Raw genomic sequence first — 21,206 nt, 5'->3', positions numbered from 1 at the left:
AATAACTAATAGCTGAACCCTAATAACTAATTCTACATTCTTCATTCTACATTCTTCATCCATGAAAGCATTTAAACTACTATTGCTCGCTGTTTTACTAAGTTATCAGGCACCTGGTCAGGTGGTAGAAAAATTAAAATCCATGAAAGCATATACTGGATTTTTCAATTTCTATTATGATGAAAGTTCTGACAAAATCTATTTGTCAGTTGATAAACTCAATCAGGAGTTTCTATATGTTTATTCCTTAAGTCAGGGAGTGGGAAACAATGATTTAGGCTTAGACAGAGGTCAATTAGGAAATGAACAAGTGGTGTACTTTGAGAAACAAGGAAACAAAATTTTCCTCGTGCAGCCTAATTATCAATATCGTGCTAATACGAATAACCCTTTGGAAAAAATGTCGGTCCAACAGGCCTTTGCCAAATCTGTACTTTTTGGCTTTAAAATAGAAGGACAAGAAAACGGCCACTATATCATTGATGCCACTGATTTTTTATTTCAAGATGCCCATGGGGTCTTAAAAACCTTGACTAGAGCCAAGCAAGGTACTTTCCAATTGGATAAATCTCGAAGTTCTTTATTGTTAGAAAGAACCAAGTCGTTTCCTAAAAACTCAGAATTTGAAACACGACTTACCTTTTCGGGGAATGGCACAGGTGCTGAAATTCGTTCGGTTACTCCTAATCCAGATTATGTTACCGTGGTAGAACACCATTCGTTGATAGAATTGCCTGACAATCAATATAAACCTAGAGTTTATGACCCAAGGTCTGGTTCAAATGCTTTAACGTTTATGGACTATGCCACTCCAGTAACAGAATCTATTGAAAAAAAATGGATCACTCGGCATCGTCTAGAAAAGAAAAATCCAGAATTGGCCGTTAGTGAAGCTGTCAATCCAATCATTTACTACTTAGATAATGGTACACCTGAACCCATTCGCTCTGCCCTATTAGAGGGAGGCAGATGGTGGAATCAGGCATTTGAAGCTATTGGTTATCGAAATGCCTTTCAAGTAAAAATCTTACCTGATGATGCAGATCCCATGGATGTAAGATACCATGTGATCCAATGGGTTCATCGTTCAACACGGGGCTGGAGCTATGGTGCCAGTATCTCTGATCCAAGAACTGGGGAAATTATTAAAGGTCATGTGAGTTTGGGAAGTTTACGAATTCGACAAGATTTTATGATTGCTCAATCGCTTATGAATGCCCCTTATGCTAAAGACAATAAAAATAATCAACCGATGCTAGATATGGCATTAGCAAGGATACGTCAATTAGCAGCCCATGAAATCGGCCATACGTTGGGTTTTGCTCATAATTATGCCGCTAGCGCTAAAGGGAACTCCAGCGTCATGGATTACCCTCATCCGAAAGTTGCATTTTCAGGAACTGAAATCGATTTGACTAAAGCCTATGATCGTAACATTGGAGAATGGGATAAAGTAGCTGTAGATTATGCTTACGGTCAACATAGCGACTCAGAATTACCCAAAATTTTGGATAATGCCTATGAAAAAGGATTAAGGTTTATCACCGACTTTGACGCAAGAAATCCTGGAGGAGCTCATATATATGCACATTTATGGGATAATGGAAATACAGTGGTAGATGAATTAGCACGTATCTTGGCTGTTAGAAAACAAGCAATTAAACAGTTTTCCGCCGACAATATGCGCGAGGGAGAAAGCTATTCTAAATTAGAGGATATGTTTGTTCCACTATATTTTATGCACCGTTATCAAACAGAAGCTGTTACGAAAATGGTAGGCGGATATGAATATAATTATGCGATTAAGGGAGGAAAAGAATTAGTGCTAAAACCTGCCTCCAAAGGACTGCAAGTAGAAGCTCTACATCAATTATTGAGAACATTGCAAGCTGATGAATTGGCCATACCCAAAGAAAAACTAAGCTTGTTCCCTCCTAGAGCCTTTGGTTTTCCTAGAACAAGAGAGTCATTTAAAAGCAAAACAGGCTTGACTTTTGATGCCTTAGGAGCTGTTGAAACAGCAGCAGAGTTTACATTAGACTTCCTATTTCATCCCGATAGGATTTCCAGAATCCAGCAAAATCATGTCCTTGATGTAACAAATTTGGGAATAGTTGAAATGCTCCAACTTATCAGTCAACAGACCATAGAAAAAACTTGGACAGACAGCTATTTAATGGCAGCACAAGAAACCATTAATTACAAAATTTGTGAAGCTCTGCTAAATACGCTACAAGCTCCCAATCTTGCTCCTTTGGCCAAAGTGGAGATTCTGGTAGGTCTAAAAAAATGGCAACAATACTATGCTAAGAAATCAGCTCTGAATCCATTTGCCCAATATATGCAACAATATATTCAAGCAGCCTTATCTAATCCTACCGAATGGAAAGCTTTGGCTAGTCCCACTATTCCAGATGGCGCACCGATTGGAATGGATTGCTATTAATTTCAACCTTGTTATGATGAAATCCAAGGCTATTTAGATTACCTAAAAATCCTCAAAATAGTATATTTATATAAAATAAGCACTTGATTTATAACTATTTATATGACTTTAATCACTTTTTGATGAAAAATAAAAAAATAATTTTTTATTCAAAATCTATTGTATAATTTTGATTCATTAATCAGAAAGGGTAATTCCTGTCAGATAAAAAAAGAAATACTTAGCCGCGATTAACAATATTAATTATAGAACACAGGGATGCAAAAAGCTCTTATTCAATGAATAAGAGCTTTTTTTTCATCAAAAATCAATCCTCTTTTTGAATACTTATACTCTGTTCTTTGATTACCTATTTTTCAAAAACTCCTCTAAATTCAGGGATTCAAATTCGGCTAATCCTTTTTCACTTAAATAGGGTTTATAAATTTCGATGGTTCCAGCTAAATATGTAGGTTTAACCTCCTGTAAACTTTTACGATAATCAAATAATAAGTAAGTATTTAACCAATGTACTCCTAATATGGCATGTTGGTGATAAAATATCTTAAAATTCTTTTCTTGAAAGACAGAGTCCAACAAATAATTTTCCTGAACCAATTTTTTAAATAGGCCAATCATACTATGCTTTCGAAGATTAAAGGATTCATTGATTACCTGCATAAATGCTTCATCTTTAAAAGAGGCTGTCCAAATAAACATGATGGCACTTCGATACTTAAATTGAATATCCATGATATCCGATAAAATACCAATGTATTCTTTCCAATTAAAATGATCTGAAAAAATGATGGAATCAAAATATTGCTGAATATCCCGAATATACAATTCTGTAATAGCTATATGCAGATTTTCTTTCGTAGAAAAGTGATTGGTAATCTTACTTTTAGTGATTTCTGTATAGCGTGCTATTTCATCTATGGTGATAGATGAACCATAAGTATTCAATACTTCAGACGCTTGTAAAATAATATTTTCACGACTCCTCTCTCCTTTCCTTTGGTATTTATCCATGATTATATTATAAAAATTAGGTAATAATAAAAAAAATATTTTTTATTTACAATTCAATATATAATTTTGATACATTAGATTTCAAAAAAATCGAAGCCATTAAAACAAAATACCAACGACCACAGTTATAAAGACAATTATAGAACACAGGAATGCATCAAGCTCTTATTTTTTGAATAGGAGCTTTTTTGTTTTTTAGGGTTTCTTTGAAAAAACTATTGTAGTTGACCAAATATCCCATGTTCTTCCCACTCGATCTTCTTTATCTGCTTCCATTTTAATTCCAATGAGCAAATTTTTAACGTAATTATGCTCTGAAAAATGATAGTTATACCAAGTCATTCCGCTGGAATCTTTGACAATAGATGTGCTACTTCCTGAAATCGATTCCTCCAATTGTTTAACTAAACTTAGCTTTGTAGGGGAAAATAAAAACTGAATTTGATGATTTTCCTTCCGGATTAATCGCATTTGATTGACTCGACTTGAGGGAGATAAATACTCTAATTCATTTCCTCTTTGTAGTATTTGATAACGATACTGTTTCATCAAACCTTTAAAATCATCTTGATTAGCCTCTAGTAATAAGATTCCATTCTCAAGACTTGGAATGATGTAGCTTGAATATTCATCCGTTTCTATTGTAAGCGGAGAAGTCGTTTGAGCATATACAAACTGATATAGAACCAAATTTAAGATGATACATCCCCAATATTTCATGCTAGAAATAGATTAATCTCGGTAATTCAAAGCTGGTTGACGGTTTCCCAATAGAGATTTATACACAAAATTGGGACCTCTCCTTTGTTCAAACTCGGCTTTGGCTTCTTTTACCCATTCTGGATGTTTAAATAAATCAATGGCTGTAGAGGCCAAGGTTTTTGCGGCAATCATCATCCCTTTCCTACCAATGGAAGTACCTCCTGCCGCCACAGCTTGCCAACTATGTGCGCTTGTACCTGGTACCCATGCCGCAGTTCCAAGTCCTATCGTTGGAACAGTCCAACTTACATCAGCCACATCGGTAGAGCCTGTTGCTAAATTATCGCCATCGTTCAATCCCTTGATTTGACTGGTGCTAGTCAAATCCACTATTTCCATTCCTTCTGTTTGTTGAATTTGTTTGGCAAAAGCCAATTCTGATGGTGTCAAGGTATATCCACCCACCCATTGCAAATTGGCATGCATTAGTCGAGCCAAACGATCATTGGGCAACATTTCATATACTCCACCAATCACTTCAGCTTCATACTTGGTTCCTGTACCTAATGCTGCACCTTTAGCTGCATTTTCCAATCGATCCCAAACATCCATAACAATATCCCTTTTCGGCGATCGAACATAATAATAAACTTCCGCAAAATCAGGCACAATATTAGGCGCTTTTCCTCCATTGGTAATGACATAATGCATACGAGTGGTCGATGGAATATGTTCTCGCATCATATTGGCCATGTAGTTCATTGCTTCAACCGCATCTAAAGCAGACCTGCCTCTTTCTGGGGAAGCTGCTGCGTGAGAAGCTAATCCATAAAAACGGAACTTCCCTGCCTTATTCGCTAAGGAATTGCTCATGGAAATCACATGCTGATTGTTTGGGTGCCAATGTAACATAACATCCGCCTGAGAAAATAATCCAGCACGGACCATATATACTTTACCTGATCCTCCTTCTTCAGCAGGACAACCATAAAATTTGATCGTACCTATTTGACCAGTTTCTTGCATCCACTCCTTTACTGCAATGACTGCAGCGGCAGAACCCGTTCCAAATAAATGATGTCCACAGGCATGCCCTGCTGTGTTCCCTAAGCTGCGTTTGATTGGAATAGAATCTTGCGACATCCCAGGCAAGGCATCATATTCTCCCATAATACCAATAACCGGTTTCCCTTGTCCGAATGTCGCCACAAAAGCCGTAGGAATATCTGCAACACCTGGTTCAATAGTAAAACCAGCCTTTCGCAAAGTTTCTTGTAGCAAAGCAGAACTTTGTTTTTCCTTATAGCCAACTTCGGCGTATTTCCAGATTTGGTTGGCAATTTGTCCGTATTGACTTTCTCTTTGTTGAATTCGCTGAATAACTTTTTTCTTATCTGCCTCTTGGGCCAATATCGAAAAGCTTACACAAATCAGGATAATTGATAGTAAATGTTTCATAGGTTTAATTCGTTGATGTTGTTATTCTCTCCACTTTTCTAATTCGAATTTGGCCATTTCCTCTTCTCTATTGTACATGTTTTTATCAAACAAAGAAGCATGTCCACAATCGGTATCATTCGTCCAGGCATGTTTGGCAAATGGCATATAAGATTCATTCACCATTTTGTAGCCTTTCTTTGTCATCCCTTGAAACCAAGGAATGCCATTATCCAAACTGTTCTTTAATCCAATGGGAGGAACAGAACCTAGAGGAGTGGTTAAAGGGCGAGCTAATTTTAAATTAATTAAGGCTGCATGTTCATTCAAACGACACTCGGGTAGTGGCCAACTTAATTTGCCATCTTGAACCAAACCATGCATCACAGCTCTACCTTCTGGTCTTGTTTGATATAATTCCTTTAGTTCGGCCATTGACGGTCGATAATCCCAATAGCGATTCCCATCACAAAGATCTCCATGTGCCGGGCAATTCCAGCATTGACCTACTTGACCGATCCCAACAGAGTCTCCAATTTTACTAAGGTAATGTCCTATTAGATCTCCATTAAAAAGCATGTCATTATGCATCATAAATAGCCAATTCGATTGACTGTTTTCCCAAGGATACTGGCTTCGAATGGAATAACGATAGTCCTTAAAATACAATAGAATTTTGTTGAGTAGACCTTTTCTTCTACCTTCCCACCAGCCAAAGAAAAATTTAGGCTTAAAATAAATGATAGGTAATCCTTCCAAAAGCGAGCGCAATAATGCTTCGTCAAAACCTTCAGGCTGGCTTTTTTCTAAGGTCAAATAAATATGTTGTATATGCTGTCCAGAATTTTTCATCAAAGACCAGATACTAACGGCCGTTTGATAAGGTTTTCCATACACATTTATAGCAACGTCTACTTTTTGAACAGTCATAAGTTTTTAATTACCGCAAATTTACTTGTAAATGAGGAATTGTTAATGGTAAATTATTAATGGTGAATGGTAAATTGTGTCTTGTCCTGAAATAGGTTGACTTTGGGTTTATTATTAACTCATTTTATAATTTACAATTCACCATTTACAATTTAAAATGGTTCATATTTTGCCTGAATGACATAATAATTACCATTTTTGCCTTGTATGATGGAATTTCCCAAGTCATCTATGTCATTGATTTGTAAGGTATCCTGAAGGAATTTAGAGCCTTTGGGAAACTTAATAGAAATCACAAAACAACCTTCAATCTCTACGGCAATTCGTGCAAATACGGTGGAATCTTTCGTCATCGAATTTCTTTGAATAACCGTAGCAGGATATGCCCCATCTTCAAAAATACAGGCATATGGCAAATGAGCATTCTTTTTTTCAGGAATGGGCTTTTTAATCTTAACCTGTTGTGAAAAGGCTAGACTCGGAATCAATAAACAAAAAAGTACAATGAGTCGAAGCAAGGCAGTTTGTAGGGAATGTAGAATAAAGAGTTTAGAATGTAGAATAAATGATGGTAAATCAATATCATTCACTTTTCAACATTTACAATTTATAATTCATAATTTATAATTTACTTCACTTCTTCTTTCCCAAACTTGATATATTGCTCCCAGTCATATTCATTGATATCATGTTTGCCATCTCGAATATGGTATCTTATGAGCTTTCCTACAGGTTGATTTAAACCTGGCATATCTATATTCCCTAATCCTTTTTTACCGTATAAAGCATACACTTTTTCCATTTCTTTGGCACTCAAAAACTCACCTTTAGGGTCAGACCATTGATCGCCAAAGGCTGAGGCTACATAAACTGGTCGCGGCGCCATCAAGCTCAATAAAATATGTTGGTCAAAAGGTAATTCGTTTTCTCGGTCAGCATAGCTTGCATATTTAGGCAAAAACCAATGAGGGAAACTATTGGTTATACGCCAAATCGTTTCTCCATATATTCTTCTACTCAAAGCAGCTCCACCCTCACCCGATTCATTGGATATAATAGCTGCAAAACGACGGTCATTGGCTCCAGCCCATAAAGCAGCCTTTCCCAATCGAGAATGTCCATGTAATATGACCTTTTTCCCGTCGATCTGCTGGATACTTTGAGCTAAATCCAACATCCTACTTAAGCCCCAAGCCCATGCTCCATTGGCAGTCCAATCTTCAGGCTTTAAACCTAATTCTATTGCCAATTTAGTTCTAACTCCATTTTTATAACCCGTGGCAAAATCTTCTTCAAAATCTCCACAGGCAGCGGTAATCGTTCCAAAGCCCGCATCAATCACTTTTTCTATTTGCCAGCGACTAGCCCACTCTCCCCTTGATGCAGCTTGAGAAATGTTGTTAATGAATTTTGGATCATTGTTACAAACAACATATTTATCAAATATCGGAATCCCATCATCTGTACTGATTGTTTGATTCCCACAAAAATTCAATCCCATAAATACAGGCGCCTTCTTGCTTGATTTGGGTAAAATCACCACTACCGTTGCTTGAACTTTACCTGCAAAATCCATTTTCCAAATCGATTGTACGGCTTTTCCTCCTAAAATTTCTTTCTGAGAAATTAAGGTATTAGTCTGCTTAACTGATTTTTTAGGCATTTGACCATACATTTGGTCTGCAAACAGAGTTAACCAAGTAGCCCTATTTTTTTCCCAATCTGCTTGACTACTTATTTTCTTTGAACCAATAATTAATGGATCTGGCAAAGTAATAGTACCTACTTTACTTTCATCATAATTAGCTACAAAAGGTTTTTGCTGGGCCATCATCGTTGAACTTATCAAACAAAAAAAGAGAAACTTTTTCATAATATCGATTTATTTGAAAGCTGTTACTATTTGGTTTTAACTTGAAAAGGAATCAAAACCTGTGTTTCTTTGATAGGCTTTTTATGAATTAAATCTAAAGCCATTGCAATTGCTTGCGCACCCTGTTGCTCTGCATTTTGTAAAATTGTCGCATCTAAAGTTCCTGCATCCACAGCCTTAATGGCATCTCCAATTCCGTCCACACTAACTACCACCACTTTATCCTTTTTCTTGGCATCCAAGAGTGCCTGCATAGCGCCAAGTCCCATTTCATCATTATGGGCAAATACCCCTTGGATTTGATCTCCATAAGACTGTATCCAATTCTCCATCAAAGACATCGATTTGGCTCGATCCCACTCTCCCGTTTGGGTAGCTAATAATTTCATATTAGGGTATGCTTTTAAAGCTTCCACGGCTCCTCGTTCGCGATCAATTTGAGCAGCTTGCCCCATATAGCCTTGAATAATCAAGATATTTCCTTTGCCATTTAGTTTCTTCGCCAAAAAATCGATGGCCATTTTTGCTGATTCTGCATCATCTGATCCTACCCAAGCATCTGGTTTTTCTTTGGTGGAGGAGTTGACATTGACAATCGGAATGCCTGCCTTTTTAGCGCGTAATATGGCGGGAGAACTAGCCTCAAATTCAGCTGGATTTAAAATGATAGCATCCACTTGTTGACTAATGAAATTCTCTACTTGCTCTACTTGCTTCAAAGCCGAGCGTTCTGCATCCACTACGATTAATTCAACATCGGCATCTTGGGCATGTTTTTCGAGCGATGCACTTACTTTTTGAATAAACTCATTTTGAAGACTCAACATGGAAACCCCAATGACGATTTTCTTCTTTCCTCCTGATTCTTTATTTCCACAGGCCCAAACGAATAAGACAACTAAACAAGTAAGTAATATGCGTAAACTGATTTTCATGTTAACGTTTCATTTTTTGATAAACACTATCTAATACTACTGCTAATATAATGATTCCCCCCATGACAACCTGTTGCCAATAAGCTGAAACATTTAATAAATCCAATCCATTATTGATAACCCCAATGAATAAAACACCTAATAGGGTTCCAGTCATACTTCCCTTTCCTCCTCGTGTACTTGTACCTCCGATAATAACTGCCGCTATAGCATCCAATTCAAAGCCTAATCCAGCATTGGGTTGTCCGGTATTAATCCTAGCCGACAGTAAAATTCCTCCAAGTGCAGCAAATATCCCACTTAGTGTATATACCCACCATTTAACTTTTGCCACTGGAATACCTGCTACCCAAGCGGCTGTTTCGTTACCTCCAATGGCTGTTACATAACGACCAAATACTGTTTGGGTCAATACGAAATGACATACGACATAGGTAGCTATCAAGAACAAAATAGGAATCGGTAAACCAAATAAATCACCATTTCCTAGAAAGTTAAACGATTCCGATAAATCAGATACAGGTCTACCTGAAGAGATAATCAAAGCCGCACCTCGAGCGATTGTCATCGTACCTAAAGTCACAATGAAAGGTGGAACTTTGGACAAAATCACGGTAAAACCGTTCATAGCACCCATCAAGGCTCCTACTCCAAGTGCCATAAGCAATGATATATAAACATTTCCGCCGTCTGATTTGGCAAATAATGCAGCAACCACTCCTGCTACAGCTAACATGGATCCTAATGACAAGTCGATCCCTCCTGAAATAATCACAAAGGTGACACCAAAAGCCAAAATCGCATTGACGGATACTTGGTTTAGGATGACCAATAGATTGGTGTCCGTTAAAAATCGAGGTGTCAAACTAGAGATTAACACACACATCAAAATCAAGGCAAGGAATATCCCTCCAGACTGACTACCAATAAGTATTTTTTTCAAATTCATGTGCTTACTATTTCATAGCATAAGACATAATCTCTGCTGGATTGGTCTCTTCTTTATTCAAAATGGCGGTCTGTTTCCCTTTAGATATAACCAAAATCCGATCACTCATGTGCAATAATTCCGGCAAATCAGATGATATCAAAATGATGGATTTTCCTTGTTTACTTAATTCTGCCATTAACGTATATATCTCAAACTTCGCCTGTACATCAATTCCTCGAGTAGGTTCATCCAAAATTAGTACATCAGGTAGATGTTGTAGCACTCGCCCAAAGACAACTTTTTGTTGGTTTCCTCCACTCAAGGTCATCACTTGTTGGTCTGGCCCTTTGGACTTAATCTTAAGCCGAGATATATGACCGGCCGCTATTTCTTTCTCTTTAGATTTATCTAATATACCCCAACGCTGAAATTCTAACAAGGAGGACAAGGTTAAATTATGTTGAACAGAAAACTCTGGAATAAATCCCATTTCTTTTCTGTCTTCACTCACGTAGCCAATGCCTTGCTTAATAGCTTCTTGAGGGCTTTTGAACTTGACCAACTGATTCTTCCAAAGAATTTCTCCTGCTTGGGGAATTAATAATCCTGCCAAAGCTTTCCCAATATCTGTCCTTCCTGCACCTACAAGCCCACCAAAACCTAAAATCTCTCCTTGGTGTAAGTCAAACTCAATGTCTTGAAATAAGCCAGGAATCCCCAACCCTTTAACATGCAAGCATGTATCTCCTTTTATCACCTCTCGATGGGGAAAAAATTGATTCATTTCTCGACCAACCATTTGATGCACGACCTCCTGCTCGGTACATTCCTCCCGACATTTGGAAGATATCAAATAACCATCTCGTAAAACAGATATTCGATCTGAGAAACCAAATATCTCTTCCATTTTATGTGAAGTAAATAAAATACTTACTCCTTCATTTTTTAATTTATTAATCAGACGCCTGAATAAGGTGATTTCCTTTTCTGATAAAGAGGAAGTGGGTTCATCCATTAAGATCAATTTGGCTTGCTGTGAAATAGCACGTAAAATCTCCACCAATTGTTGCTCGGCAATCGACAAATTCTTGACTAAGGTGCTTGGATCCATGGGGATTTCGCAATCCGCCAGTAAGTCCAAGGCTTTCAATCGGGCATTTTTCTTCCTTTCCAAAGGCCAAAATCCCAATTCATTTTCTCTTCCTAAAAATATATTCTCTTCAACGCTTAATTCTGGAATCAACATCAACTCTTGGTGGATCATGGATATACCACTATCCATGATTTGTTTTAAACTTTGATGTTGTCGTTTTTGACCAAAAAAAATCACCTCCCCTTTATCAGGAGAGATGATTCCTAGCATTGTCTTCATTAAAGTCGATTTACCAGCTCCATTTTCACCCACCAATGCATGGATTTCACCTGGATACAATGATAAATCAATGGAATGTAAAATGGGAGTTCCCGAATAAGCAATAGATACTTGTTTGAGCTCTAAAACTGGTTTCTCTCCTTCCACCCTACATTCCATTTAAAATATTAACAAGGCCACTCTACATTGGTGTCCTTCCATTGTTTTTGCTTCGCTGAATCAATCACAGCCTCACATACTTTTTGTGTTTGCAAAGCTTCGCGGAAAGTAGGTGAACAAGGTTCTCCTGTTTCCAAGGATTTCAAGAAATCAGCAGCTTGATGTACAAAACTATGCTCGTAACCAATGGATAATCCTGGAACCCACCATTTGTCCATGTAAGGTTGATCCCCATCCGTCACTAAAATAGATTTCCAACCACGTACAATTGACTCATCCGCATGATCATACATTTCCAAGCGGTTCAAATCATGTAAATCCCAACGAAGAGAAGCATGCTCTCCATTGATTTCGAAAGTATAAAGCGCTTTGTGTCCACGAGCATAACGCGTAGACTCAAATAAGCCTAAAGAACCGTTATCAAAGTGGCAGTGAAACAAACAAGCATCATCGATACCTACTTTTTGTACTTGACCAGATTCTGTGTGCACACGTTCTTTGATGAATGTTTCGGTCATAGCTGAAACATCGGTGATTCCACCGTTAATCCAAAGTGCTGTATCAATACAGTGTGCAAGCAAGTCGCCCGTAACACCTGAACCAGCTGCTTCCACATCTAAGCGCCAAGTACCAGCACCTCCTTGAGGTAAATCCGGACTAATAGTCCAGTCTTGCAAGAAGTTTGCACGGTAATGGAAAATACGGCCTAATTTACCTGAGTCCACGATTTGTTTAGCTAAAGTAACAGCAGGTAAGCGACGGTAGTTATACCAAGTTGTGTTTTTCACACCAGCTGCTTCTATTTCCCTAACCATTTCTTCTCCTTCGGCTAATGTTCTAGACAAAGGTTTCTCACAAAGAATCATTTTTCCTGCTTTAGCAGCAGCAATAGCGATTTCAGCGTGAGTATCATTGGGTGTACAAATATCTACGGCATCAATATCATCGCGAGCGATCAATTTACGCCAATCTGTTTCGTAAGATGCATAGCCCCATTGTGCTGCAAATGCTTTTACTTTTTCCTCATTACGAGAGCAAACTGCCTGCATTACAGGCTCATAAGCTAAGTTGGGGAAAAAGTTAGTAATACGGTTAAACCCGTTGGAATGGGTTCTTCCCATGAAGCCCGTTCCGATCAATCCTATTCTTAATTTCTTCTTTTCCATTGTCAAATATATTTCAAAATCTTAAGACCAACCATGGGCATTACGCACCTTAATCATGGTCGCTAAAATATCATTCCAAGTTTTTTGTTGTAACATAACTTCATTGCTGAACATACAACCATCCCAACAAATATGTTTGAATGCTTTGGTCAATTCACCGTTCTCATCACGAAGCCAGAAACCAGCATCTTCTGCTACTACCAATTTTCCGTTAGGATCAGTGGCTTGACAGTGTCTACCCGTTTTATCATGACTACCAGTTCCGTGAACTGTGCCATCATTTTGTGCCACGTGGAAGTCGATGGTCCAAGGACGAAGTGCCGCAGTAATTTGACGTAAAGCATCTTTCAATACTTCACGATCTGACCAATCATAGCCTTCTGGTAAAATACGATCTTCAGGAGCATTATACCCCATCGTGTACAACAAGGTATGAGACATGTCTGCTTGAAAACCAATGTTCTTACGATCAACGGCTTCTAAAGTAGCCACCATTTGACGCCATGAATGCATACCACCCCAGCAAATCTCTCCTTCAGCTGCTAAGCGCTCGCCGTAATCAGCTGCTACATCACAAGCACGTTGGAAGGTTTCCACAATTTTCTTGGAATTACCTACTGGATCTTTTGCCCAATCAGATACTCCACTGGCCGAATCAATACGAACGATACCGTTCGGGCGAATACCCATTTCACGTAAAGTTTGACCAATTTCACAGGATTTTTTCACCATGTCTACAAATGTATCTTGATCTGCTTTAGAACCTATAGCAGGGCCGCCCCAGATGGGAGCAACCAAACTTCCAATTTCTAAACCATGAGCTGCTACTTTGTCAGCCAAGCGTTTTGCTCCTTCTTTACCTGAATTAATGTCAAAATGCGGATCAAATAAACCTACGTCCACCCCATCGAATTTCACACCATCAACTTCTGCCGCAGCAGTCATTTCAAGCATTTGATCTAAAGAGATAACTGGTTCGGAATCAGGACCCTTACCCACGATGCCAGGCCAAGTGGCATTGTGCAATTTTGGATAATTATTTATTTGTGTCATTTGTTCAAATGGTTTATATCAATTATAATTTTAAATCCGGATTGTTTGGACCAAAATGCTTCAACATCACGATTGGATCAGTAGAAGAATGGTTCGTTATAACAACACCCTCTTGTGCAGCTTTTTCAGTTACAAAGAACTCATCATTGGTCAATTGTCCGTAACGAATCATGGCTGGAGTTTCAATGTTCCAAACACCCATTTTACCATGTCCTTGCATCATGATTAAACCATAAGCGGCAGCATCTTTGATGGTTACTGTTTGACCTGGGAATACCGTTAATTCTTTAGCAGAGAATGCCTCTGAACGGTAGCAAACCCACTTCTCAGAATACCCTTCTTTAGCCATTTCGGCCTCATCTTTCACTGGAATTGGCGCCATGAAGCGAGTTTCCAATAAATTAGGATTGGTATTCAAATCCCAATCGATCACTTCCATCAATTGGTCATAATTTCCAATTTCTTCTTTAGGAGTACCATTCCATAATAATTCTTCTGGAATGATTGCCTCATTAACTAAAGATTGATACATGGCAAAAACATCAGATGCTTTCTGAGGCTCATAAGTACAAAGGCTACCTGGGGCATGTAACATTCCCGGAGGCACATCCCATCCTGTTCCAGGAATTAATGGGAAAGCTTGAGAGAACATCGTGATTTTGTTATCCCCTTTGGTAAAATTCTGTAAACATTCTTTGATTTGCTCTTTGGTTGTTCCTGGAGCAATTCCGAAGAAAGTATATGGAAAGTCTCCACCATGGTTATTCAACTGTGGTGGGAAATAATACGCCTCTGGTTTACCTAATTGACCAATTTTGGCAGCGTGCTCATCATTGTGGTGAATGTGATGAGGCAAAGGTCCCATGTTATCAAAAAACTTGGAATACATTGGCCAAGACTTATATTCATTCCAAAGACGATCACCAATTATTTGGCCACCTAATTCTTCAATGGCATCCTTTAAAAGGATTTGTTCTTCCTTTCCTTCCTCAGAATAAACAATGGCACTAAGACCTTCGTTTTCTCCTGTTAATGGACCATTTTTAGCAGGGGTAGTAGATGATAACCAACGCTCATCGATTCCTCCTCGTACTCCACCGAGTACATAATAATCATCTGGATGCAATTTAATACGACGACCTGGAACACAAAATGATCTTGGTACCCAAGTTGGCGCTAAACGCAATATGCCCTTTCCTTGCTCTAGGGCTTTTTCTGCTTTATTTTTCATAAGAATAGGCAATCTTTTATTGTATAAAATTAGTTAATTTCTCTGGTTGTTTTTGTTGATCTATGACTTCTAAAGTCACAGAAAAACGCTTCTTTGCTCTTGGGGCTAAAAACACTAATGAGCCTTCTTCCCGAGCTGCTTTTTGGCCAATGGGAGGGTTCGTTCCTGGTTCTATGCCTGTCACATATTCATCCTTACCCCAATGCTGCCAATTCGTCAAACTAGGTAATTCTCTTTTGTCGTATGACATCTTCACTCCTAATCCTAACTGTTCATTGTAAAGTCCGCAAGCTACCTGATGCTGGGCATCGGTGGCAGCATCTATAAATGCTACTTCTTCGCCACCACCCAAATGGATATCTAATGGAGCTGGACAAGTCTTGTAATCATTTCCTTCCTTGAAAATCAAAGCGTCTTGAGTTCCTTCAAAACGATACTTCCAAGTTCCATTCGCCACAATCTTTGTTCCTTCGTTGACCAAAGGCCAACCAAAATTAAAGTGATATAATAACATCAAAGGGGCGTCTGTATTGCCTTCATTGATGATTTCATCTTCAATTTTCAAAAAAGCCTCTCCCAATCTTCCAGAAATCGTTCTTTTTAAAGTCAAGCATGGTCCGAAAATCACATGCTGACGAATAATACCTGAGATACTCATGTCTAATTGACCTGAATGAATATCAGGTTGAACGATGGAAGTGATTTCGGCAATTTGATTGCTGATTTTTCCATGAATACCTCTACTACCATACTCATCTTGTTCAGGTCCACCAACGTGGTCTAAACCACAAGTGGTTAGCAATCCTCCTCCAAAGGTGCGTAACCAGTGCAGCCCCTGATCTGACAGGGGCTGTGGACTGGTAATGCCTGCATGGGAAATCCATGCTAAACTTTTCTCTTGGTAGAAGGCCTCGGCAATATCCATGCCGCGATCTAGTACAATTTTGTAGCGAAATCCCGCTCCCGTATCCATCCAAGCAATTCGAACGCCTCTACCTGCTCCGTTATCTAATGTGGAGGTTTCAATGCCTCCGAGTTGCTTGTGATTGGATATTTTATCTTTCCAAGGATACGTCATCTTTTTCTATTCAATTATTTCGCAGCTGGTTTTGCAAACATGGCATTAGCCTCACTACCACCTGACATTAAATAAGCCATTAAATCTTTCAATTCTTCTGGATTCAAGCTATTGATCAAACCAGCAAGCATTGGAGATACTCCAGAATACTTCACTGAAGTTACATTTTTCTTCAATACTTTTTCAACTTGATCCGGAGCATATGGGTTTTGCGACACATAGAATGCTACTTTATCCTGGTTTGTGATACGACCTACTACGGATGTTCCATTTCTCAACATCAACTGAGAAGCAGCATATTGATCTGAAACCGTTTTGTTCGGGTCAATGATTGATTCCAAAATATCCTTCTTAGAGAAACGAGTTCCTAAATTAGTCAAGTCTGGACCAACATTTCCACCACCATCAGAACCAACTGCGTGACAGTTTCTACAAGTTGTAGCAGCAAACATCGATTTACCATTTTGGAAATCACGATTTGTTAAAGGAGCATCCAAAAGCGCTACAGCATCTTCCACTTTCCAGTTTCTACCTGGACCTTTCGGTGCGTTTACTTTCACTAAATCATTACCATTGGCTGTTAACAAATCAGCACCTGACATTTTATCATATTTTGCACGTTGCGATTCAGCTACATTTTTCAAAGCTAATTTACGAGCACGGTCAATGAAACCTACATAACTACGTCCACCTTGATACTCAAATCCTTTACGGAACCAAGAGAAATAACGGTCATGTAACTCTGGTGTCCAGTTGTTTTTAGCTGCACTTAACATTGTAGCCAAATAAGTCTGCTGTGCAGGTGGAATTTTCTCCAACATACGAGCGATATCTGTACCATACTGAGGGTTACGCATGATTAAGTCAGCAGAAGAAGTTGCCGTTTCAACACGGTAAGCAGCTACTGAAGCTGTATCTTTTGTTTCCAATAATTTCAATGTACGAGGAATGATGTTTGGTGCTTCCAAAGTCACCAAGATACGGCTCAAAGAACGAGTTAAGTTCATTTGTTTCGCTGGATATAGGGCATCAAACTTAGCCACAATAGCAGCCGATTGAGAAGCATCAGGCATACCATTTCTCAAGATGTTCAATTCAAATGCACGGATGTAATCAATTTGCAATGCCTCATTGAATCCTTTATTATCAATCTTCAATAAAGCGGCATTGATAGCATTTTTGTTTTCTGGCTTATCCATACGAATTAAACCAATCAAAGCATTGATAGCTGTTACTGGATCTTTTTCATTCAACGCTTTATCTTTCCAAGAATCAGCTGGATTATGCTCTAGAGCAATACGTGCAGCATAACGAACAAAACGATCTGGGCTATTCAAATGTGGCCAAACTGTAGCTACTGCTGCAGGATTTGGTCCATTATGGAATACCTCTAACTTACGACGCAATTCATTCAATGGAGTAATTTGAGAAACAACTGGTTTGGTATTAGCTTCTTCAGGTCCTGTGTAATATACACGATACAAATCAGACTCTAAACGACGACCACCAATTAAGAAATATAAAGCTCCATCAGGACCAATTTGACCATCTGTTAATGGTAAAGGAATACCTGATAAGAATTCTTCACGATCAGCTGTATAAGTAGAACCTTGTGGTTTCAACTTAATTAAGTGAGCAATACCAAATGTCCAGTCAAATGCCAATAATGATTTTTTGTATTTCGCAGGAAACTTAGCATCACGCAATGACAATAAACTTGTCGGAGAACCTTGTCCGATATTCAATACTGGAGGTAAGTTATCCGGTAAAGAAGGTGACCATTTGCTGTTACCTGTTCTCCATCCATGCTCAGAACCAGAAGTTACGTGGTTAATACGAGTTGGACGATACCAAGGTAAACCAAAATCCCACTCCATATCAGCATCATAAGCGAATAAATCACCTACTTCGTTGAATGCAATATCAAATGCGTTTCTATAACCTGCACTGATTAATTCCCATTTCTTTCCATCTGGATCAATGTTTACTACATATCCACCTGGAGCATAACGATCATTAGCATGTCCACGAGGGTCTTTGATTAAAGGGAACAAGTTGTCCTCATGCCAGTTTTTAGGCAAACGATAAGCATCCATTGGAGGAACATCCGTGTGGTTACCATTGATTAAAAAGATGGATTTTTTATCAGGAGATAAAATGATCGAGTGTGGACCGTGTTCTCCTTCACCTTTGAATTCCTTCATCAAAGTGATCTTATCGAACTGATCATCACCATCTAAATCCTGAACACGGTACAATCCACTACCACGTGGAGCATAGCTAGGAGCAAAATTAGGATTACGACCAGGTTGAGCTGCAGGAGGATTAACAGGAGCTACACGGGCATTCACCATAACATATAAGCTATTGAATGCATAAAGTAATCCGTGAGCGTTTCCGATACCCAATGTATCCACACCTTTTCCAAACTTCAATTTCTCAATTTTAGGAGTATTGTCCTTTGATCCAATAGCAGGAATAGTTAATCTAAACAATCCACCATATTGGTCAGAAGCAATCATTCTGCCTTTATCATCAAAACACATAGCTACCCATGAACCAATTTTGGCATCAGATGGGCTAAATAGGTGTTCTACTTTAAATCCAGGTTGTAGACGAATCTTATCGATCTTTGGATTAGCCCCTTCTGCTAGGGCGGGTTGTACTTTGTGGAGTGAATTGTAGCCAAAACTGCCCAAAGCAATTACGGCTGCAAACACCATTCCAAGTTTAACTAGAGGTCTCATTTTCATATAATTAACAGTGTTTATTTAAGAGTTTTCAATCGGATATTTTTATATTCTACTTTCATAGGTGGGCCTACGTGTACTTGCATACCTAACCAACCAGAGGCTTTACCATTTACTTGATCTAAATCAGTCACATCACTCATTAAAATACCATTGATATAATGCAATAGGTGATTTCCTTTAGCTACGATATGTAGCTCATTCCAATCTTCTGATTTAATGGCTGTTTTTAAAGAATCAGTATGACCTAATGATCCTTTTACTTGACGAGCTGTCCAGTTATTTCTTTGCGCCAATGTGCGTAAGTTATTTTTTAATTCTGGATCTGTTTGCTCATTTATCACAGATATTTCTCCACGATAAGCCAAGGTTGTACGAGCACGTTCTTCGTAATTTTGACCTGTATAGCGGTTACTTCCATCAATATCCGCTTGATAACCTTTCAAAGCAAAAGGCAAATCAGGTAATAATTCTTCAGAGCGATAATTTACTCCAGTATTTCCTGCTTTCGTAATTTTAACATCCGCCTTAAATTCAAAATCTGCTGGCTGTCCGCCTCTCCAAATCAAGAAATGATTTCTTTTTAATACAGTGGCCGGTGTAATTTCACCAATGATGGATCCATTTTCAACACGCCAATATGCAGGATCACCCTCCCATCCTTTTAAACTCTTGCCATCAAAGATTTTCTTGAATCCTTTTTCCTTAGGCTTGTCCTGTTGACCAACCGAGGGATTGCGGAACGCAAAGAATGGAAGCATCAGCCCCACGAGGCCTAGGTACAATAATTGTTTTCTCATAGGTAATATAGATTATATGTAAAAATTAGTGAAAAATTCCGCATTATATATAATGTTTTATATGGTTTTAAGCCTTTTTCCTTGAATAATGAAAAAAGACAAAAACTCCTTTTTTATTCGAAATGACTATATCTTTAAGGCCGTCTTGATTCATATCTTCTATCACGATATGAATACCCGCCCCAGAATCTTCATCTATGTCGTGGCTAATCCAAGTAGGAGTTTTGCCCGGTTTAAATTCATACCAACGTAATAGAGCTTTCTCAAATTCACCTGGATCTTTGCCGTTATGCGCCATAAAGCGCTTACCCACTACAAAATCGGGATGCTTATCTCCATTCAAATCTGCCATAGCCATGGCATGTGTTTGAGATAGATCCTTTTGAATTACTTGAGTTTCAACACCAGTGGCTGTCCGACGGTGCCACCAAATTCCATAATCATGCGCAGAGGAATTGAGTAAATCCACTAATCCATCTCCATCTAAATCCAATACCATAATGTGCGCGCTATCAAAACTTAAGGACAAAGGATGATATGTCCATTCGTTAGCTAACACATCTTGTGGACATTCCCACCAGCCTTCTTTAAAGACTATATCCTTTCTTCCATCACCATTCATGTCTCCATGACCTAATCCGTGTGTATATTTATGAGTCCCTAAGTTAGGGTTAGAGGAAATCACGTGTGCTTTCCAAATTGTATCTTTTTTAGTGTTAGGTGCTTGCAACCAAACCATTTGTTTCGACTTGGAATCGTTGCCAATAATATCTTTCAACCCATCTCCATTGACATCTTCAAAAAGCGGAGATTCATTTCCGATGGATGCATATAAAAAATGTTTTTTCCATAATTCAGCTTTGTTTTTAGGGTTTTCAAACCAATAAACAGCTTCACCAGGCAATCCCACTCTAATCAAATCAACCCAGCCGTCGTGGTTTACATCCTGAGCAAAATTTAAAAATGAATTACTATATCCCTCATCAACTTTGAACACGTGATCTTTAGGGAAAACTTTTAATGATTTATCGTAACGAATATCATCATCACTGATCATGTGCCTGGTCCATTTCGGTGCTTCAAACCAATATGCTCCAGCCATCACATCCTTTTTCCCATCATGATTTACATCTCCAACACAAACACCTTCAGAAAGAAAAGTTGTACTTAATATAACTTTCTTAAAATCTGGCGTATGATTAGCTCCCATGGCATACCCAACAAAAACCAAACTAAACAAAAGAGCCCTTAAAGTGTATGTAAACGTTTTCATGGAAAAAAGAGAAAAAAATAGCTGTCCTGATAATCTAGGACAGCTATTCTAACTACTAA

General features: G+C 38.5%; 17 protein-coding genes. 1 reads left to right on the top strand and 16 read right to left on the bottom strand.

Features of this window, described 5'->3' with window-relative positions; genetic code table 11:
- Positions 1–61 precede the first annotated feature (61 nt).
- Positions 62–2,446: a zinc-dependent metalloprotease gene (locus EWU22_RS07320; RefSeq protein ID WP_130925032.1), complete on the top strand. Its 2,385-nt coding sequence runs from the start codon at positions 62–64 to the stop codon at positions 2,444–2,446.
- Between the two features lie 345 nt (positions 2,447–2,791).
- On the opposite strand, the gene EWU22_RS07315 is transcribed toward EWU22_RS07320, so the two are convergent.
- From EWU22_RS07315 to EWU22_RS07240, 16 genes are all read right to left on the bottom strand, one after another.
- Entirely contained in the window at positions 2,792–3,457 is a 666-nt protein-coding gene (locus EWU22_RS07315) for a TetR/AcrR family transcriptional regulator (RefSeq protein WP_130925031.1), read from the bottom strand.
- 195 nt (positions 3,458–3,652) lie between these two features.
- Positions 3,653–4,177, bottom strand: a complete 525-nt coding sequence (locus EWU22_RS07310) for a hypothetical protein (protein WP_130925030.1) — start codon at positions 4,175–4,177, stop codon at positions 3,653–3,655.
- Between the two features lie 12 nt (positions 4,178–4,189).
- On the bottom strand, positions 4,190–5,617 hold the full coding sequence (locus EWU22_RS07305; protein ID WP_130925029.1) for an amidohydrolase: 1,428 nt from the start codon (positions 5,615–5,617) through the stop codon (positions 4,190–4,192).
- A 21-nt stretch (positions 5,618–5,638) separates the two neighbouring features.
- Positions 5,639–6,526: a hypothetical protein gene (locus tag EWU22_RS07300; protein WP_130925028.1), complete on the bottom strand. Its 888-nt coding sequence runs from the start codon at positions 6,524–6,526 to the stop codon at positions 5,639–5,641.
- Between the two features lie 152 nt (positions 6,527–6,678).
- Complete coding sequence (locus EWU22_RS07295; RefSeq protein ID WP_130925027.1) at positions 6,679–7,044, bottom strand: hypothetical protein; 366 nt, start codon at positions 7,042–7,044, stop codon at positions 6,679–6,681.
- A 110-nt stretch (positions 7,045–7,154) separates the two neighbouring features.
- A complete protein-coding gene (locus EWU22_RS07290; RefSeq protein WP_130925026.1) occupies positions 7,155–8,399 on the bottom strand; it encodes a glucuronyl esterase domain-containing protein in 1,245 nt (414 codons plus the stop codon).
- Positions 8,400–8,425: 26 nt separating this feature from the next.
- Positions 8,426–9,334: a substrate-binding domain-containing protein gene (locus tag EWU22_RS07285; RefSeq protein ID WP_130925025.1), complete on the bottom strand. Its 909-nt coding sequence runs from the start codon at positions 9,332–9,334 to the stop codon at positions 8,426–8,428.
- A gap of 1 nt (position 9,335) precedes the next feature.
- A complete protein-coding gene (locus EWU22_RS07280; protein ID WP_130925024.1) occupies positions 9,336–10,283 on the bottom strand; it encodes an ABC transporter permease in 948 nt (315 codons plus the stop codon).
- 7 nt (positions 10,284–10,290) lie between these two features.
- A complete protein-coding gene (locus tag EWU22_RS07275) occupies positions 10,291–11,784 on the bottom strand; it encodes a sugar ABC transporter ATP-binding protein (protein WP_231962811.1) in 1,494 nt (497 codons plus the stop codon).
- 20 nt (positions 11,785–11,804) lie between these two features.
- The gene (locus EWU22_RS07270; RefSeq protein WP_109322655.1) at positions 11,805–12,962 is read right to left on the bottom strand and encodes a Gfo/Idh/MocA family protein; all 1,158 of its coding nucleotides are present in this window, start codon (positions 12,960–12,962) and stop codon (positions 11,805–11,807) included.
- A 21-nt stretch (positions 12,963–12,983) separates the two neighbouring features.
- The gene (locus EWU22_RS07265; protein WP_109322654.1) at positions 12,984–14,015 is read right to left on the bottom strand and encodes a sugar phosphate isomerase/epimerase family protein; all 1,032 of its coding nucleotides are present in this window, start codon (positions 14,013–14,015) and stop codon (positions 12,984–12,986) included.
- 22 nt (positions 14,016–14,037) lie between these two features.
- Positions 14,038–15,246, bottom strand: a complete 1,209-nt coding sequence (locus EWU22_RS07260) for a cupin domain-containing protein (RefSeq protein ID WP_130925022.1) — start codon at positions 15,244–15,246, stop codon at positions 14,038–14,040.
- A 16-nt stretch (positions 15,247–15,262) separates the two neighbouring features.
- Positions 15,263–16,324, bottom strand: coding sequence for an aldose 1-epimerase family protein (locus tag EWU22_RS07255; protein WP_130925021.1), 1,062 nt, complete (start codon positions 16,322–16,324; stop codon positions 15,263–15,265).
- A gap of 14 nt (positions 16,325–16,338) precedes the next feature.
- Positions 16,339–19,071: a c-type cytochrome gene (locus tag EWU22_RS07250; RefSeq protein WP_130925513.1), complete on the bottom strand. Its 2,733-nt coding sequence runs from the start codon at positions 19,069–19,071 to the stop codon at positions 16,339–16,341.
- Between the two features lie 20 nt (positions 19,072–19,091).
- Positions 19,092–19,835 (bottom strand): 3-keto-disaccharide hydrolase, encoded by a 744-nt coding sequence (locus EWU22_RS07245; protein ID WP_226998300.1) that lies wholly within the window; start codon positions 19,833–19,835, stop codon positions 19,092–19,094.
- Between the two features lie 106 nt (positions 19,836–19,941).
- On the bottom strand, positions 19,942–21,147 hold the full coding sequence (locus EWU22_RS07240) for an FG-GAP repeat domain-containing protein (RefSeq protein WP_130925020.1): 1,206 nt from the start codon (positions 21,145–21,147) through the stop codon (positions 19,942–19,944).
- Between the last annotated feature and the right edge of the window lie 59 nt (positions 21,148–21,206).

It is taken from the genome of Aquirufa nivalisilvae, from assembly GCF_004307455.1.
In the GTDB taxonomy this organism is placed as follows: Bacteria; Bacteroidota; Bacteroidia; order Cytophagales; family Spirosomataceae; genus Aquirufa; species Aquirufa nivalisilvae.
Note: the sequence above shows the minus strand (reverse complement) of the source record. Positions and strands in the feature narration are given on the sequence as shown.